Consider the following 17,745-nt stretch of genomic DNA (forward strand, 5'->3'; position numbering starts at 1 on the left):
TTGGAGTCTAAACTTTATTGTACTAGTATAACGCATATTTGTTAATCATATTGGTTTTGTCGGCTTAAAAAGGAGAGCTTAAAATGGAACAACTTCCTTTGATCATCACGATGGAGTGGCTTGAAAACGATTAAATAATCCGAAATTATGTATCATTGCTGCTACATGGACTGCTTTAATGCTAAATAAACTTGGCCAAAAAATATGGCTGTATATGATGGTTCGCTAAACGAATGGGGAGTAATCCAACTTGTCCACTTGTGACCGAAAGCTAAAAACCGCAATGCTTCAAAAGGCATTGCGGTTTTTCATTACTCTTTATCAACAGCTACTTGAATATGTTGGAAAGTTGCTACATCAAACAAACCGCAGTCTGTTAATTTTAAATGAGGGATCACAGGTAAAGATAAGAAAGACAATGTTAAAAAGGCATTAAAATGAGTAGGTGCTCCGATTTGCAAAAGACTATCATCAAGAATCTTCAGTTGTTCGTAAACCGTTTCAAATGGTTCTTCTGACATTAATCCGGCAATTGCTAAAGATACGCTTGTTAATATTTCTCCATCTTGCACCACCACGAGTCCACCGTTAATTTGTTGCACTGCTTCAACTGCTTTTTTAATGTCTCTATCCGTTGTGCCAACAGCGATAATATTGTGTGAATCGTGTGCAACTGTAGTGGCAATCGCTCCATTTTTTAAACCAAGCCCTTGAACAATGCCTAAACCAATGTTGCCAGTGGCCCGGTGACGTTCAACCACAGCCATTTTTAAAAGATCTTTTTCTGTATTTGAAACAAACGCCCCATCTACTTGTGGCACTTCTAAAACTAAATGTTCCGTAATGAGGTTATTGGGATTGATGCCGATCACATGAGCTTTTTCGCTATTTCCCATAGGAATCTGGAAGCTAGTAGGAGCTAATTCTGCAATCCGAACCGTATCCTGCACAGCTTGTGAGTCACTTTTACTTTGAATTGGGCCAACGTACTTTCCGTTTTGTGCTGCTACTTGTCCACCTTTATAAACCGCTGAAATGGTGAATTCATCGAGGCTATCAAGCAACAGGAAATCGGCATCATAACCTGGCGCAATGGCACCTTTTTGTCGCAAACCAAAGCATTGCGCCGCATTAAAGCTAGCCATGGAAATAGCGGTAATTGGGGCAATGCCTTGTTTAATAGCTGTTCGAACATTAAAGTCGATACTGCCTTCTTCTATTAAATCATCTAAGTGTTTGTCGTCTGTACAGAACAAACAACGATGAGCATTTTGTTCAGTTACACCTTCAAGTAAAGTTTCCAAATTTTTAGCGACAGATCCTTCACGAAGCATGACGTACATGCCGCGCTCAAGTCGTATAAGCATCTCTTCTTTTGTCACGCATTCGTGATCAGTTAATATTCCTGCAGTGCCGTAAACATTAATATCAAGTTCCGTGAGACCTGCAGCATGTCCATCAATTTGCTCGCTCAGCAGCAACTTATCAAGCATTGCTTCATCTGCCCGCATAACGGCTGGGAAGTCCATCACTTCTGCTAATCCAAGCACATGATCGCGTTGTAAAAAAGGTGCTAAATCTTCAGCTGTTAGTTGGGCCCCTGCATTTTCAAAAGAAGTAGAAGGGACACAGGACGGCAACATAAATTTAATATCGAGTAAAGTTGATTCTGCATCTTTCAACATAAATTCGAGACCTGCTGTTCCGCTAACATTGGCAATTTCATGTGGGTCTGTAACAACGGTCGTTACCCCATGAGGCAAGACAACTTGTGCAAATTGTTGAGGTGTGACCATAGACGATTCGATATGAACATGGGCATCAATCAAGCCTGGAGCAATGTATTTTCCAGACGCATCGATTTCATAAATGCCTTCATAATGGCCGATGCCAATAATAATGCCATCACTTATTGCTATATCACCTGTAGTTAAGGTTTTTGTAAAAACATTGACGATTGAAGCATTGCGTATTACCAAATCGGCTTTTCTTTTGTTATTAGCAGCATCGATTCGGTTTTTTAGCTGAGTTTTATTCATATGGTTAGGGCTCCTTTGGGATAAATTTAAAGCATTTAATTTAGGCAAACTCGATGTAAGTCTTTATTTAAGAACTAAGCTTGGGTTTATTCTACAGGAGAAGGATAATTTGCTCTAGCATAATTGAGGGATTCTTAAATAAGAAGTATGCTTTGGCAAATAGGTGCGTGAAGAAAACTCAACAAAAATAACCACTAGCCGCTTTGAAGAGCGAAAGTAAAGATGCTAGTGGCATATCTATTTATCTAATTTATGGAACATAAAGCTCTCCTTGCCCGACAACAATTGCAGTGCCTCCAATTTTAACTTCTTCGAATTGTTGGTTGTTTTTGTTAATCATAATATCGATGAAACTAGGCCTGCCCATTTCAAAACCTTGTTCGCTCCGTATCACATAATTGCCATCTGCTTTTTCATCAATTGCACCATGTTCTACTAAAAACGCCCCTAAAGGACCACTAGCAGCGCCAGTTGCCGGGTCTTCAGAAATGCCCATGGCTGGGGCAAACATGCGACAATGAACAGTAGAGTCTTCGTATTCAGTTTCTGTTGTAAAGGCGAATATGTGCTGACGATCTGGATTACGACTAAAGTGGCGTTCCCAGACATCCGTTCTGAAATTGATTTCCCTCATCGCGGCGATTGAGCGGAGGGGGACAAATAAGAACGGCAGCCCAGAAGAAACGGTCTGTATGGGGAGTCGCGGGTCCAATTCTCCCTTTGGCAATGATAGTAAATCCGCAACCAAAGCCTGTCTTGTTAATATTTCACCGAAAACGGGAATCGGTTGAATCATTTCAACTTTGGTGATTTTTTCTTTGTTTAAAGAGACGGTTACAGAGATGTCTCCGTGCTCTTCTTCAAAAATCCATTCATTAATCCCATCTTGTGTAGGAAGCATCTTTAAATAAGCCATAACAAAAGCTGTGCCAATTGTGGGATGACCCGCAATCGGCAATTCTACTTGAGGTGTGAAAATCCGGAGATTGATTTGATTTTGTGGCTTTTTGGGTGAGCAAATAAACGCAGTTTCTGATAAATTAAGTTCATTGGCGATTTGTTGCATGGTTTTTGTTGTTAAGTTTGAACCGTCATGAAAAACTGCCAGCTGGTTGCCGCCAAAAGACTGAGTCGTAAAAACATCGACTAACGTATATTTTAACGTCTTCATCTTCATCCTCCTTTATCTGAAAATTTAGTTTTCTTAGTTTCTTTGTATCAGTTAGCCAGTTAAAAGTCCACTACCTTTCATTGCAATCCATCCAATTTGAGAATAAAGTAGGGGTAGGAAGTCAAACAGAGAAGAGGGAAGTATGTGAAAAAACAAATAGTGGTCATTGGATTGGGGCGTTTTGGTAGCAGTGTCTGCAAGGAACTGCATAGCCTTGGGCATGAAATTATGGCCATCGATACCAATCCAGATAAAGTCGATGCCTTAAGAGAATATGCTTCTTTTACAGTAAATGCAGATGCAACAGATGGAAATCAGTTGAAATCTTTAGGTGTCCGAAATTTTGAACATGCCATCGTAGCTATTGGGGATGATCTCCAAGCAAGTGTTTTATGTACATTAATGTTAAAAGAGCTGGGCTTACCGAAAGTTTGGGTAAAAGCACGTGACCTTCAACATGAGAAAATTCTTCATAAAGTTGGAGCGGATCGTGTGATTCAGCCAGAAAAAGAAATGGGCATTCGCGTTGCCCATCATGTGGACTCCGATAAAATTGTCGATTACATTGATCTTTCTCATGATTACAGTATTATCGAGCTAGTTGCTTCTGGGAAAATGGCGAATAAAACATTAGTAGACATGAATATTCGAAAAGAATTTAATTGTATAGTTTTAGCCATCAAAAAGCATGAAGAAGTCAATATTGCACCGGCCATTGATGATATGGTGGCTCAAGACGATGTATTAATCGTAATGGGCCATAAAGATGACCTGAAGCGCTTAGAAGAAAAAAGTTTATAGAAAAAGGTCTGCTAACTCCAAAGTTAGCAGACCTTTTTAGGTGTGCCTGTCGTTTAGTAAAAAAGCTAAGTGGGAATAATATAAAGAACAAGCAACGTTTTTTTAGTGGATTGTAAGAGATGGGGGGACTATAGATGAAGTTCCGAATCGAATGGACATATGGAATTCCTAAAGGAATAGAAACTGTTTTCTCATCAGATGAAATGTCAGCTGAAGCAATTGTTCAGATTGCTGAAGATTTGGAGCGGACAGGAAGAGTAAAAAAGATTCGTTTTGAAGATCAATTTGACAGCAGTTGGACACTCAAAGAAGTGAAGGCCTATTTAAAAGAAATCGAGGCAGAACCTCATCAAGTTCAAATTTATTTTGATGGGGGCTACGAGCGTTCTTCAGGAGATGCAGGGCTAGGCTGTGTCATTTACTATAAACAAAACGGTAAATCTTACCGACGCAGAACAAATGCAAAATTGGATGAGCTAAGTTCAAATAATGAAGCGGAATATGCAGCTCTCTATTTTTGTCTTCAAGAATTAGAATACCTTGAAGTACGGCGTCAGGTGGTGTCGTTTATTGGAGACTCGCGGATTGTCATCAATGGGATGGAAGGCGAGTGGCCAATTATGGAAAATAAATTAGGGCCATGGATACAGCGAATAAAAGAAAAATTAAACGAACTCGGTATTCAAGATGAGTATCAATTAGCACCGCGTAAAGAAAATGCAGAAGCTGATAAATTAGCGACCCAGGCATTGAAGGGAATTTCAATTGCCGCAACAAGTGAAATACTAAATTGAATCTACTTTTTATCGGACGGAAGCAGTTATTCCGTTCTTTTTTGTGCATGAATAGTTTAATTGCTAAGTTATATACAGTTAATTAGTACTTATTTATCAAAAACAGAATAATCAGATTTATTCATTGCCAAACTATGAGGATTAGGTTATAAATAGATTGTATAATAATTTTACAAAAACTATACAAGAGAAGGAGAGGGAAAAATGAAGAAAATCTTATTTTCATTCTCAGTCGCTATGGTCCTTGTATTTTCGTTGCTCGCCTCTGGAGTGATGGCAGATAGTCATATGGCTAAAGTTAGAGTAGTTCATGCTTCTCCAGATGCTCCTGCTGTCGATGTTTATGTCAATGGAGAGTTAACATTAGAAGACGTTCCTTTTAAAGCAGACTCAGGTTATTTAGATGTACCTGCCGGAACACATGATGTAGAAGTTTTTGCAAGTGGCACAGAATATGCTGCAGGTGAAGGTGTATTGCAAGCAGATCTTGCTGTAGAAGCTGGAAAAGCTTATACAGTTGCTGCGGCAAACACATTGGATTCAATTGAATTTGTGGTGGCCGAAGATTCAATGGAAGTATCAGATGGAAAAGCAAAAGTTCGCGTTGGACATTTGTCACCTGATGCACCAGCAGTTGATGTTGGCGTAATCGGTGGAGACGCTTTGTTTAGTGGAGCAGAATTCCCAGGAATTACAGATTATGCAGAATTAGATGCAGACACATATGATTTAGAAATTCGTTTGCCAGATGGTACGCAAGTCTTGCCATTAGAAGGCACAGAATTAGCAGCAAATACGGTGTATAGCGTGTTTGCAGTAAACACAGTCGATTCATTAGAAGTAATTGCGCTTGTCGATTACGAAGCTGCGGAATCGCCAGATGGCATGCCAACTACTGGTCTTGGTACTCCTAACGAATCTCAAGCAATGTGGTTGTTGCTAGGAGGAGCAGTGGTTCTTATCGGAGTTAGTAGCTTAGTTTGGAGAAAACGATTTCAACAATAAGCTTTGGATTGTCTTGTCACTTTTATTGTTAGCAGGCTGTCATCAATCAGTCGATGAAGTAAGTGTTCGATCGGAAAATGTGGGATTTACACGAACTGAGCCTGTCTCAGTTAATGTCGCGCCAGCAGCTTCGACGGAAAATCCGATTAACGGATTAAAAAGAACGGGTATTGAGCCAAACTTCTTAAAAATTCCAGCGATTGATGTTGAAGCGCAAGTTCAGCATCTTGGTGTGACAGAAAACGGTGAAATGGCAGTTCCGAATAATATTGAAGATGTTAGTTGGTTTTCGCCAGGGTACGTACCAGGAGAAAATGGTCGTTCAGTTATAGCTGGTCATGTAGATGGTGTTGACGGTCCAGCTATTTTTTGGGATCTTGCTAAACTCCAACTAGGTGACGAAGTGGTCATACAGGGAGAAGAGAAAACCTTGACTTTCAAAGTCCACACGATGGAATCCGTTCCCCTGGATTTGGCGGATGTAACCAAAGTATTTGGTTATACTTCTTCTCCAGAATTAGTGCTGATTACGTGCTCTGGAACATATGATTTTGACCGGGGGACACGAGAAGAACGATTAATTGTTTATGCAAGCTTGGTAGAAGAGTAAACAGAAAAAAACGTTGCAATGTGTATTAGGCACATTGCAACGTTTTTTATTTTGCTATTAGAAGGCAACTTTTTCTATCTGGGTAACGTTTTTATAGTAATTGAATAACAATCGTAAAAAATTTAGTGAGACAACGTAGCTAAAAATAATTTCTTACAGAAAGCAGGAATAAAGTTCATGGAATGGTTTGATTTGTTCAAAGCAATAATTTTAGGCTTTGTAGAAGGTGTGACAGAATTTGCACCTGTTTCTTCTACTGGTCATTTAATTATCGTTGACGATATGTGGTTGAAATCACAAGAGTTTCTAGGTAAATATCCTGCTAACACATTTAAAATTGTGATTCAGCTTGGATCCATACTGGCGGTTGTCTTCGTATTTTGGAAACGGCTATTTAGCTTAATAGGTCTTTATAAAATCGAAGGCCAACAAACAAATACGCGTTTTAATATAGTGCATGTAATAATCGGAATGTTGCCAGCAATAGTTTTAGGGTTTGCTTTTAAAGACTTAATCGACGACCATTTGTTTGGTGTGGAAACGGTAATTTATGCATTGGTTGCCGGGGCTGTTTTAATGATTGTTGCTGATAAGTTCGGACCTAAAAAGCCTACTGTAAATTCATTAGATGACATTACATATGTTCAAGCATTAAAAATTGGGTTTGTGCAATGTCTTTCATTATGGCCAGGTTTTTCTCGTTCCGGTGCCACCATTTCAGGGGGCGTATTGTTCGGGCTAAATCATAGAGTTGCAGCAGACTTCACATTTATCATGGCAGTTCCGATTATGTTTGGCGCGAGCCTTGTGTCGATATTGAAAAATTGGGAGACTTTATCGATGGACTATTTATCATTTTATCTAGTCGGCTTTATCTCAGCTTTTGTTTTTGCGTTAATTTCGATCCGTTTCTTCTTGAAATTGATTGCACGTATTAAGCTGATGCCGTTTGCAGTTTACCGACTCGTATTAGCAGCTATTTTAGCTATCATTGTTTTTCTATAATCATAACTAAGTGTTTTATGTTTTAAAGAAAGCGATTTACCTATCTTAAAAAAGAATTGTTCACTAGCGAAGGCGCGTCCACGGGGTAGGCGAAGAGAGAAGACAGGGGATCTTCCTGGCTTCTCGCGAGAGCCATCCCAAAAGCGACCGGAGCGATGGATTCCCATAAAAAAACTGTAGACAAACTCGAATAAATCGAGTTTGTCTACAGTCTGAGAGCTTCCTAAAAGAAGCACTTTTTGTCTGTCATACTTTCGGTAGTTTCTCTACTAAAGAAATGAATTCACGTGAAACGTATGGTACGTATCGATTTTTGGCCATAATTATCCCTAGTCTCCAAGGAAACGTGTGGGTTAAGGAAATCATTTTAAATGGTCCATTTTTCACACGGTCGCAAATTAATTTTGGCATCAAGGTAACACCTAAGTTTTTTTCCACCATCCCAACGATAAAATCCCATTGCGAGCTTTCATAGGCGATTTTCGGCGTGAACCCTTCACTTATACAAAACTCCACTGTTCGGCTATTTAATGTAAATTCTTTACTAAGAAGCAAGAACGGATCGTCTTTAAATTCGATCAAATCGATTGTTTCATGGTGCGAAAGAGGGTGTGATTCGTGAACTAGTAATTTGATTTCTTGATCGACAAACGGAACTACATCAAATTTCTCTTTATCAACGGGAAGCATTACAAATCCCAAATCAACATCACCGTCATATACTTTTCGTTCAACAGTTTTGGCACCGTCTTCTGCTAACACGATAGAGACTTCAGGATAAGCGCGTTGAAATTCAGCGATAATCGTTGGAAAAAACAAGGTACTAATGACCGGTGGAAGCCCAATTTTTATTTTGCCCTTTTTTAAATTCATCACGTCATAAAGAGACATCGATAAATCATCCACACTATGGATAATTTTTTGTGCCTGCTCGTAAACAACTGCGCCGGCATCAGTCAATCCGATTTGGCGTGAAGACCGATCAAACAACATGACTTCCATTTCTTCTTCTAAGTTTCTCACCATTTTGCTTAATGTCGGTTGTGTTACATGAAGTGCAAGGGCAGCTTTTGTAAAACTTTTATGTTTCGCTACTGCTACAAAATAAGTTAATTGTCGTATGTCCATAGGGTCCTCTCTTCTTCCTATAACTAATTGTCATAGAACTTATAGTTATTATTCATTTTACCTATTCTTTTCGTGGTTGTACAATAATGAAAGCAAACAGGACTAAATATTTAGAAAATTGAATGGCTCTTCTTTAGAAAATAAGTAAGCGTTTTCAGAGGATTGCCGTTACATGAAAAAAAGGGGGATTTTAGATGTTGAGTATGATTGGAATGGTTGGGGGACTTGTTCTCTTAATCGTCTTTACAATGAGAGGCATGAACTTATTAATCGCAGGTCCAATATCTGCGTTATTTGTTGCACTTTTCAGTGGTCTGCCATTATTTCCACAATTAGTTGGAGAAGGAGAAGCGAACTTATTAACAAATTATATGACAAGTTTTTCTGGATTTATAACTGCATGGTTCCCGATGTTCCTACTTGGAGCAATTTTCGGGAAAGTAATGGAAGACAGTGGGGCAGCGGATAGCGTCTCAAGATGGTTAGTTGGAAAATTTGGTTTATCGAAAGCTGTACTTGCGATTGTTATCGCCTGTGCTGTCTTGACTTACGGCGGAGTTAGCTTGTTCGTCGTAGCATTCTCGGTTTTCCCAATGGCACTTAGCTTGTTCAAACAAGCAGATTTGCCACGTCGCTTTATCCCAGCTGCTTTAGCGTTAGGGTCGGTAACATTTACAATGACTTCTGCTGGTTCACCTGAAATCCAAAACTGGATTCCGATTGAATACTTGAAAACTAGCCCGTATGCAGGATGGGAAGTTAGTATTTTAGTTGCTGTCTTTATGGCTGTATTTGGTTACTGGTGGTTAAAACGCATGATTCAAAAAGCCGTTAACAAAGGCGAGCGTTTTGAAGCTCGTTCAACAGATCCGGTTATAGAAGATCGTAAGCTTCCAAACCCAATTATGGGCTTAATACCGTTAGTTGTTGTTCTAGGAATTTCGTTTGTATTCCATGATTCATTGAAAACATCTGCATTGATCATCGCCTTATTGGGCGGGGTTCTTACAACGTATTTCTTAAACCGCCAATACTTCACGAATTTAGGAAAAGCTTTATCTGATGGAACAATTGGTGCTTTGATCGCAATCGGTAACACGGCTGCTGTAGTTGGCTTTGGTGGCGTTGCGAAATCTGTACCAGCTTTCCAAGTAGCAGTAGATGCGATGACTAGCATTCCTGGTAGCCCATTAATTGGTGGCGCTATCGCTGTCAGTGTTATTGCCGGATTAACTGGCTCGGCTTCAGGTGGACAAGTAATTGCCTTGCCACTTCTAGCACCACATTATATCGACATGGGTGTTAACACAGAAGCGCTTCACCGTACAATTGCCATTTCTTCAGGGGCATTGGATTCATTGCCACACAATGGTTATGTCGTAACAACAATTCGTGGAATTTGTGGAGAAACTCATAAAGCTGCCTATGGTGCTGTCGGTGCTGTAACCGTTATTGTTCCTTTACTTGGGCTAGCAATCGCCATCATCCTATTTTCTTTAGGATTTGGAATTTAACAAAAGTGTTGGAGGGAATATAATGATAGACAATAAAGTCGTTTTAATAACAGGAGCTGCTAGTGGAATTGGTTATGAAATTAGTAGTGATTTTGCAAAAGCAGGAGCGAAAATTGTATTATCAGATATCAATGAAGAAGCTGTCGTAAAAGCTGCTGAGACATTAAAGTCTCAAGGATTAGACTGCATCGGCATCAAATGTGATGTGACTGATGAAGAAGATATTATAAATGTCATTGAACAAACAGTGGCTCATTATGGATCACTTGATGTGCTTATTAACAATGCGGGTATGCAATACATTTCACCGATTGAAGAATTCCCAACAGAGAAATATGAGCTATTGATACGCATTATGTTAGTGGCGCCATTTATTGCGAGCAAGCATGCATTTCCAATTATGAAAAAACAAGGATCAGGCCGAATTATCAATATGGCGTCAATCAATGGACTTGTAGGATTTGCTGGAAAAGCTGCATACAATAGCGCAAAACATGGTGTTATCGGTTTAACGAAAGTAGCCGCATTAGAAGGTGCGGAACATGGCATTACTGTTAATGCTATGTGTCCAGGGTATGTGGATACGCCACTCGTTCGAAACCAAATGAATGATTTGGCTAAAACCCGTAATGTACCACTTGAAAAAGTATTTGAAGAAGTGCTTTATCCGTTAATTCCTCAAAAACGCTTATTGGCTGTAAAAGAAATATCGGATTATACAATGTTCTTAGCAAGTGATAAAGCTGCAGGTGTTACTGGCCAAGCCGTCGTTTTAGATGGTGGCTATACAGCTCAATAAAAATAAACCCGTCTAGTGAATATGCTAGACGGGTTTTTCATTTCAATTTCATAAAAATTAGTCAAGAAAGTTTTCAGTCACGCCAAGAAATAGCCGGTCTTGTTCCACATTGGGAGCATGACCAGATCGTTTAAATTCCATAAATGTTGCACCTGGAATGGCGACTGCGGTTTCGCGTCCTTTTTCAGGAGGATTCAAGCCATCGTGCTTCCCACTAATCACTAATGTCTCTGCTGTAATTTTAGACAGCTGCGGGCGGAAGTCGAATTCTTTGATAGCGTCTCCAGCGATTCCTTGCTCTTTATTTGTGAGTAAACGACTGTTTTGTGCCGTTTTTTTATTCCATTCTTTAACCTTTTCTTGGTCATGATAGATATAACGAGTCGCTTTACTAATTTTCTCAGGGATGCTCAAACCATCAAACTTTTCAGGGTATCGATTAAAAAGTTCAGTTAATGATGCCTGTTCGCTATGAGATTTGGTGGCAACTAAGAGGAGTTTGTTTACTTTTTGCGGTGCTTGTATGGCAATGCCTTGTGCGATATAACTGCCCATTGAGACACCAATCACATCAACAGTAGTTAAATTTAAATGGTCAATAAGCGCAAGTGCATCTTCTATATGATCCTGTAAGGTATATTGTTCTAAGCGACTCGAGTTGCCATGACCTCTAGCGTCTATAGCAATTACACGACGAGTTTTTTTGAAAAAATCCATTTCACGATAAAACATCGCAGAATTACTAGTTAATGCGTGAAGCAAAAGAAGCGGTTGCCCTTCTCCATTATCTTCGTAGAATAATTCTACATTATTGCGTGTAAATACAGGCATAGTCATTCTCCTTTATAAATAAGCTGTTTTAATAGGTATACCCTAAGCATAAGTAAAAATAGCTTTTAGGGAAAATTAAGAGCACAACAGAAAGTTGTGCTCACCAAATTTTATCAATTAGAGTCTGGTCGAGAATTTTGCCATTTCTCGATAAAGCTGAATAATAACAAGAGCAATATAAACATGCTCAATGTGAGGTACCAAGGAAATTGGGAAATGGCACGGCCAAATGCCGTATAAAGAATTGCCGGAGCAATCAAACCTAATGCAGAAATAATCATGTATTCTTTTAGTGATTTCGTCATTTCGATTAAATACAAAGATAATAAATGAAAGTGTACGAAAGGCATAATACGCAAAATCATCACTTGAGGAACCGACAAAGTACGGTCTGGGAAGATTTTGTCTTTTAATCGTGCCATTCTTTTTTGAAACTTTGGAAATTTGTTGACCAGTATGTAAGAGATCCAACTCATTAACGTCAACCCAATAAATGATAAAAAGGCGCCTTCAAAAAATCCAAAAAGATACCCGCCAGCAATGCAGATGGCAATAACTGGTATGAACAACAATGGACGCAACAAATGCAATAACACAAAAAGAAATGGTGCTAACCAGCCAACGTTGTTCATGAATACTTCGAGGGATTGATCGAATTGATCCATACGATCCCAACCTCTCTAAAAGTGTTTGCTAATAAGGTAGGATAAGCCAAAAACGCTGTAAAAGCAAGAGAAATAGAAGTTTTTAGAGGATATATGTTTAAGAGAAAACAGATGGGGAAAAAGAAATAATTATAAAAAAATCACAGCGTGTGAGCTTTTCTACAGACTGTTGTGATAACAGTTCTAAAATAGAGAGGAGCAGATGATGAAACAAAGTTTAAAAATAGCAAGTGCATTTATCGGAATCGTAGTCGGAGCTGGATTTGCTTCCGGTCAGGAAATTCTTCAATACTTTACTAGTTATGGCTACTGGGGGTTTGGCGCAGTTCTTGTAGCTACTGCGTTATTTGGTTATTTAGGAATGGTGCTAACGCGATTAGGCAGTCGAATGCAGACCATTTCGCATGAAGATGCAGTTTATGCGATAAGCGGCAAAGTACTTGGCAAAGTCATTGATTATACGTTAATTGTCACCTTATTTGGTATTCTTGTCGTAATGATTGCTGGCGCAGGGTCAATTTTTTCACAACAATTTGATTTGGCACCCGCTTTTGGGCCCAGCATCATGATTATCCTCGTTATTCTCACCATCATGTTAAATGTTAAAAAAGTTATTACCATCATCAGTAGCATAACCCCGTTTTTAGTTTTATTGGTTGTTGGAATCACCGTGTTTAGTTTGTTAACGATGAATTCTAGTTTCGCAGAATTAGAGCCTGTTGCAAAATCGCAATTGTCTGCGACTCCGCATTGGCTATTATCTTCTATCAACTATGTATCATTAGCCATTGCGTTAGGTGCAGCGATGTCACTTGTGATGGGGGGCGCAGAAAAAGATGAAAAAGTTGCTGCTCGTGGTGGATTGATTGGCGGACTTAGTTTTGGATTTTTGATTTTGTTGAGTTATTTAGCGATTTTTGCAAAAGTCGATGTAGTGGGCTCAGCAGATTTGCCAATGCTCGCTCTTGCCGATAATATTTCCCCATTCCTTGGTATTGTGACAGCTGTTGTTATTTTCGCGATGATCTACAACACAGCAGTTAGCTTGTTGCTGTCGTTTTCAGCACGATTTATGGAGATGGGGACAGGGCGTTTTCGCATCTTTGTAATTGTTTCAGGAATCGTCGCATTCATATTAAGTTTCTTCGGGTTTACAGCACTCGTCAACTGGCTTTATCCTGTTGTTGGCTATCTTGGTCTTTTGCTAGTGGGGACTTTGGTAGTTGCAGATATCCGGAAAACTGGTAAATAATTTCAGTGGAAATAGCGGTCTCTTTAGAGGTCGTTATTTTTTTGTGGTATATTCAGGTCAAACGGATAGAACCGGAAATGAGGAATTCGATGAAAATATTAGTCGTAGGTGCAGGTGCCATGGGAAGTTTATTTGCAGGGCGTTTAAAAACACAAACGTCGGAAGTCTTTCTATATAACAGGGAAAATTCACACGTAGAAAAGATCAATCAATGTGGATTGACCATTATTGAGCAGGATAACAACAAAACTGTCATACCATTAACGGTAGTACAGGAAGTTTCTAAAGACTACGATCTTGTATTGGTAATGTTAAAAACCCATGCAACGAAAGCCGTATTAACTCAACTAAAAAATTCATTTAGTTTACAAACGTTGTTTGTGACAATGCAAAATGGCCTTGGGAATTTGGAAATACTTGCAGAGATTTTTCCGAACAACTCTTTGGTCGCAGGAACGATGGGCAGTGGCGCGAGTGTAGAAAGCGATGGACAGATCCTTCACCGCGGCTTTGGTACAAATTTTGTTGGTCAGCCTACTGACAAAAGAGCGCAAGAAAAATTGGCGGAATTTGTGGAACTGTTAAATCACGCTGGATTAGAAACTAGATTAGCGGAGGATGTTCAAACCGTTATCTGGAATAAACTATTTGTTAACCTTGCATATAATTCATTAACGGCTCTGACCCGTTTGCGGAATGGCGATATTTTAAATACGGTAGATGGTCAAAATTTATTGAGAAGCATTGTAACAGAAGCGATAGAAATTGCTGAAGCAGAAGGCATTCATGTTGAAACAGAAACAATAATCGCCAAGTGCATCAAAATGGGACAAGAACAGTTTCCTGCCAACAAGTCATCGATGCTAATGGATGTTTTACATAAGCGCAAAACCGAAATTGACGCCATTAATGGTGCTGTAGCGAACCTTGGAAAAAAGCATGGAATTTTAACGCCATATAATGACATGATAACTGGGATCATCAAAGTCATCGAAGCAAATTATAGTAAGCAAGTCGACTAACAAAGAGCTAAATCTGCTATACTTATGGGATATTGTCTTGATTGATGGGGCAGATAAGGACGGGATGAATTGAATCGATTAACTGCAACAGGTGACTATATTTATACATATGCTTATACAAATGACGAAAAAGCATTGTGCCAAATGGAAATGCGCTCTTTTTTTGGTAACGACACGAACGAAAAAATTATAAAAAGCAAAGTAGGCATTGACGCAAGCCGCAGTCCGTTTATTAAAGAGCGGATTGAAGTGTTGATTGAAGGCGAGACATTGCAAGACATTATCGAACAAGCTGCAGAAGTGGATATGGCTGATACTACGTTCAAAGTCATTTTTCTAAAAATCAATGGTTTAGCTGAACAAGACCATGTTGGTTATTCAGGAAAACGAGATGTGGAACGACAAATTGGTTTAGCGATAACCGGAGAAGCAGATGTTCATCATCCAGGTGTGACATTTGGATTAATACCTTTTGAAGGACGTTGGTATATGGGGCGCTATTCACAAAGTGAGCCAATTTGGTTTCATCATATGAAAAAACCCCGCGAATATTCAACAGCACTTAGCACGCGTGTAGCACGTGCGGTCGCAAATATTGCGGTGCCAAATCCAATGGGTGTAAAAGCCGTTGATCCGTGCTGTGGTATTGGTACTGTGTTAGTCGAAGCGTTATCGATGGGCATTGATATTGTTGGCCGTGACATCAATCCGCTCGTGGTCGAAGGATCGCGCGAGAATATTGCGCATTTTGGATTGACTGGACGAGTAGATATGGGTCCAATCGCAGAAATCGAAACGACTTACGATGTCGCCATTATTGACATGCCTTATAATTTATACACCCATGCTACACCAGCAGACCAATTGGGGATTTTAAAAGCGGCATATCCAATCACTGAAAAGTTATTGGTTGTCACGATCGAGACGATGGACCATATGATTGAAGAAGCTGGATTTATTATCACAGATCGTTGCATCGCTAAAAAAGGATTGTTCTTACGTGAAATTGTCATGTGTCAAAAAGCTATTTAAACGTCGCGATGAGCGGCGTTTTTTGTTTGAAATCGGGTTTGGCAAGTATTTGGTGTGAATTGGACAGTATTTGCTCTAATTTGGACAGTATTTCGGGTAAATCGGACAGTATTTTAGCCAATCCGGACAGTATTTTCAAAATCTCTAAATAATGAAGGAGATTCCACCAAAAAATTGAATACGGTAACAGTACCCTACTCAAAAAGGAGTTGCACAAAATGAAATTTACTGAAACGACTTTTCCAATTACGCAAGTTCGAGAACAATTTCCAGCTTTAACTAGAACTTATAAAGACAAGACCGTCGCTTATTTTGATGGACCAGGAGGCTCTCAAGTTGTAGGCTCAGCAATAGAAGCCATGGCTGACTATATGAGAAAAGGTGGCGCAAATCTTCATGGCGCATTCCCATCTAGTTGGGAGACGGAAGAAGTTATTTCAGAAGCTAGATTAGCCGTGGCTGACTTTCTAAACGTCCAATCGAATGAAGTGGCGTTTGGTGCCAACATGACTACATTAACAATTGCTATCGCCAATGCACTTGGGAAAAACTTCGAACCAGGTGACGAAATTGTCGTGACAGAAATGGACCACCGCGCCAATGTGGATCCATGGATTATGATGGCAGAAGACCGTGGCTTAAAAATACGCTGGGTGAAAGTAGATACAGAAACAAAAACATTGGATGTAACGGAACTAGATCAACAGATCAATGAAAAAACAAAAGTCGTTGCTGTCGGTATGGCCTCTAACGCAATTGGCACAATCGTCGACCTCAAACCATTTGCAGAACGAGTAAAAAAAGTTGGCGCACTACTCGTAGCCGATGCCGTTCACGCAGCACCGCATGTGCGGATAGATCGTGACCAAATGCAAATTGATATTTTATTATGCTCTGCTTACAAGTTTTTTGGTCCACATATCGGCATCGCCGCAATTAAAGAAGAAATTTTTAAAGAGTTGGCGCCTTACAAATTGACTACGTCACCAAGCTATTATCCCGATAAATTGGAAACCGGCACGCAAAATCACGAAGGCATTGCAGGGATTCTTCCGGCTGTTGAATTTTTTGCGCAGTTTGGCGACGGGGAAACGAGAAGAGAACGCATTGTGAGCGGAATCGAAAAAATTGAAAAACATGAAAACCGCTTAGCGAATCGGCTTCGCGATGGCTTGTCAGCAATCGCTGGTGTAACCGTTACACAAGCTGCAGCAGATGTTCCAAAAACTCCAACGATTGCTTTCCGAGTAAACGGAATCGAACCAGGACAGATTTGCCAAAAGCTTGCGGAAGAACATAGCATTTTTGTAGCAGCTGGACATTTCTATGCTTCAACACTAGGTGATGTGTTGGGCGTTAACGACAGTGGCGGTTGGGTTCGCGCAGGGCTTGCACCTTATAGTACAGAAGAAGAAGTCGACCGGTTGCTAAATGCAATAAAATCACTTGTAGTATGAATAATCGACTTTTTTCCTTTTGCCCGAGTTGATGTTATACTAAAAGGAACTTGTTCCGCCAACGGAGAGCATCACGTTATTTCCCGCAAAGGGACATAAACAAAGGAGAATGAAATTTTGACACAAACGAACAGTAACTCTGATAACAAACCGACGAACTTACCACCGAACTATGACGAATTGAAAAAAGCTGCAAACCGACAGGCTAACTGGAAAGAGCGTTTAGCTGCGGTTGAAGAGCTTGGCAAATGGAAAAGCGAGCCAACGATCGATCTTTTGACGCATCGCATGAACCACGATTCGGTTTATCAAGTGCAGGAAGCTGCCTATAAACAACTTAAAAACTTTGGTGAAAATGTTCATATGCCAGAGCGTAAAAAATATGATTTGATCAAGGACACTTCTAAAGTACTTGTTCGCATCAAAAAAAGTTTGCCAGCTGGCCACACTTACGAAGATTTTAAAGAAAAACTACAAAAAATGCGTAGCGATATTTACGATACGTACAAAGGTGATAAAGGCGAAGATTTCGAAAGCTGGTTGGAAGAGCAGTGGAAAGCTGCTCCTTTTAAGCAACCACGTCGCAGATAATTCGAGTTCTCAACTCAGACATAAAAAAA

General features: G+C 39.8%; 17 protein-coding genes. 12 read left to right on the top strand and 5 right to left on the bottom strand.

What is annotated here, in order from left to right:
- Nucleotides 1-311: 311 nt before the first annotated feature.
- Together ade and GPDM_RS04565 are read right to left on the bottom strand one after the other, a co-directional pair.
- Nucleotides 312-2,039 (bottom strand): adenine deaminase, encoded by a 1,728-nt coding sequence (ade, locus tag GPDM_RS04560; protein ID WP_008429410.1) that lies wholly within the window; start codon nt 2,037-2,039, stop codon nt 312-314.
- A gap of 250 nt (nt 2,040-2,289) precedes the next feature.
- Nucleotides 2,290-3,210 (bottom strand): PhzF family phenazine biosynthesis protein, encoded by a 921-nt coding sequence (locus GPDM_RS04565; protein WP_008429413.1) that lies wholly within the window; start codon nt 3,208-3,210, stop codon nt 2,290-2,292.
- Between the two features lie 144 nt (nt 3,211-3,354).
- On the opposite strand from GPDM_RS04565, the gene GPDM_RS04570 reads away from it, so the two are divergent.
- From GPDM_RS04570 to GPDM_RS04590, 5 genes are all read left to right on the top strand, one after another.
- Nucleotides 3,355-4,011, top strand: a complete 657-nt coding sequence (locus tag GPDM_RS04570) for a potassium channel family protein (protein ID WP_008429414.1) — start codon at nt 3,355-3,357, stop codon at nt 4,009-4,011.
- A 134-nt stretch (nt 4,012-4,145) separates the two neighbouring features.
- Complete coding sequence (locus tag GPDM_RS04575; protein ID WP_008429417.1) at nt 4,146-4,805, top strand: reverse transcriptase-like protein; 660 nt, start codon at nt 4,146-4,148, stop codon at nt 4,803-4,805.
- 204 nt (nt 4,806-5,009) lie between these two features.
- Nucleotides 5,010-5,810 carry a DUF4397 domain-containing protein gene (locus GPDM_RS04580; protein WP_008429419.1) on the top strand — a complete coding sequence of 267 codons (801 nt, stop codon included), beginning with the start codon at nt 5,010-5,012 and terminating at the stop codon, nt 5,808-5,810.
- Nucleotides 5,811-5,823: 13 nt separating this feature from the next.
- A complete protein-coding gene (locus tag GPDM_RS04585; protein WP_008429422.1) occupies nt 5,824-6,420 on the top strand; it encodes a class F sortase in 597 nt (198 codons plus the stop codon).
- Nucleotides 6,421-6,597: 177 nt separating this feature from the next.
- Nucleotides 6,598-7,425, top strand: coding sequence for an undecaprenyl-diphosphate phosphatase (locus GPDM_RS04590; protein ID WP_008429423.1), 828 nt, complete (start codon nt 6,598-6,600; stop codon nt 7,423-7,425).
- A gap of 246 nt (nt 7,426-7,671) precedes the next feature.
- Here the strand turns inward: GPDM_RS04590 and GPDM_RS04595 are convergent, their stop codons facing one another.
- A complete protein-coding gene (locus tag GPDM_RS04595; RefSeq protein WP_008429426.1) occupies nt 7,672-8,553 on the bottom strand; it encodes a LysR family transcriptional regulator in 882 nt (293 codons plus the stop codon).
- A 194-nt stretch (nt 8,554-8,747) separates the two neighbouring features.
- Here GPDM_RS04595 and GPDM_RS04600 point away from each other — a divergent pair, with 194 nt between their 5' ends.
- Nucleotides 8,748-10,067 carry a GntP family permease gene (locus tag GPDM_RS04600; RefSeq protein WP_008429428.1) on the top strand — a complete coding sequence of 440 codons (1,320 nt, stop codon included), beginning with the start codon at nt 8,748-8,750 and terminating at the stop codon, nt 10,065-10,067.
- Between the two features lie 22 nt (nt 10,068-10,089).
- Nucleotides 10,090-10,866 (top strand): 3-hydroxybutyrate dehydrogenase, encoded by a 777-nt coding sequence (locus GPDM_RS04605; RefSeq protein WP_008429430.1) that lies wholly within the window; start codon nt 10,090-10,092, stop codon nt 10,864-10,866.
- 57 nt (nt 10,867-10,923) lie between these two features.
- On the opposite strand, the gene GPDM_RS04610 is transcribed toward GPDM_RS04605, so the two are convergent.
- Together GPDM_RS04610 and GPDM_RS04615 are read right to left on the bottom strand one after the other, a co-directional pair.
- A complete protein-coding gene (locus GPDM_RS04610) occupies nt 10,924-11,697 on the bottom strand; it encodes an alpha/beta fold hydrolase (protein WP_008429432.1) in 774 nt (257 codons plus the stop codon).
- Nucleotides 11,698-11,810: 113 nt separating this feature from the next.
- Nucleotides 11,811-12,362, bottom strand: coding sequence for a TVP38/TMEM64 family protein (locus GPDM_RS04615; RefSeq protein WP_008429433.1), 552 nt, complete (start codon nt 12,360-12,362; stop codon nt 11,811-11,813).
- 205 nt (nt 12,363-12,567) lie between these two features.
- Between GPDM_RS04615 and GPDM_RS04620 the strand changes: the two genes are divergently transcribed.
- The 5 genes from GPDM_RS04620 to GPDM_RS04640 all read left to right on the top strand — a co-directional run bounded on the left by GPDM_RS04620 (nt 12,568) and on the right by GPDM_RS04640 (nt 17,716).
- On the top strand, nt 12,568-13,614 hold the full coding sequence (locus tag GPDM_RS04620) for a YkvI family membrane protein (RefSeq protein WP_008429434.1): 1,047 nt from the start codon (nt 12,568-12,570) through the stop codon (nt 13,612-13,614).
- 89 nt (nt 13,615-13,703) lie between these two features.
- Nucleotides 13,704-14,636 (top strand): ketopantoate reductase family protein, encoded by a 933-nt coding sequence (locus GPDM_RS04625; protein ID WP_008429436.1) that lies wholly within the window; start codon nt 13,704-13,706, stop codon nt 14,634-14,636.
- 69 nt (nt 14,637-14,705) lie between these two features.
- The gene (locus GPDM_RS04630; RefSeq protein WP_008429437.1) at nt 14,706-15,668 is read left to right on the top strand and encodes a TRM11 family SAM-dependent methyltransferase; all 963 of its coding nucleotides are present in this window, start codon (nt 14,706-14,708) and stop codon (nt 15,666-15,668) included.
- A 218-nt stretch (nt 15,669-15,886) separates the two neighbouring features.
- A complete protein-coding gene (locus GPDM_RS04635) occupies nt 15,887-17,125 on the top strand; it encodes a cysteine desulfurase-like protein (RefSeq protein WP_008429439.1) in 1,239 nt (412 codons plus the stop codon).
- Between the two features lie 117 nt (nt 17,126-17,242).
- The gene (locus tag GPDM_RS04640) at nt 17,243-17,716 is read left to right on the top strand and encodes a HEAT repeat domain-containing protein (RefSeq protein ID WP_008429441.1); all 474 of its coding nucleotides are present in this window, start codon (nt 17,243-17,245) and stop codon (nt 17,714-17,716) included.
- Nucleotides 17,717-17,745 lie beyond the last annotated feature (29 nt).

Source organism: Planococcus donghaensis MPA1U2, from assembly GCF_000189395.1.
Taxonomy (GTDB): domain Bacteria; phylum Bacillota; class Bacilli; order Bacillales_A; family Planococcaceae; genus Planococcus; species Planococcus donghaensis_B.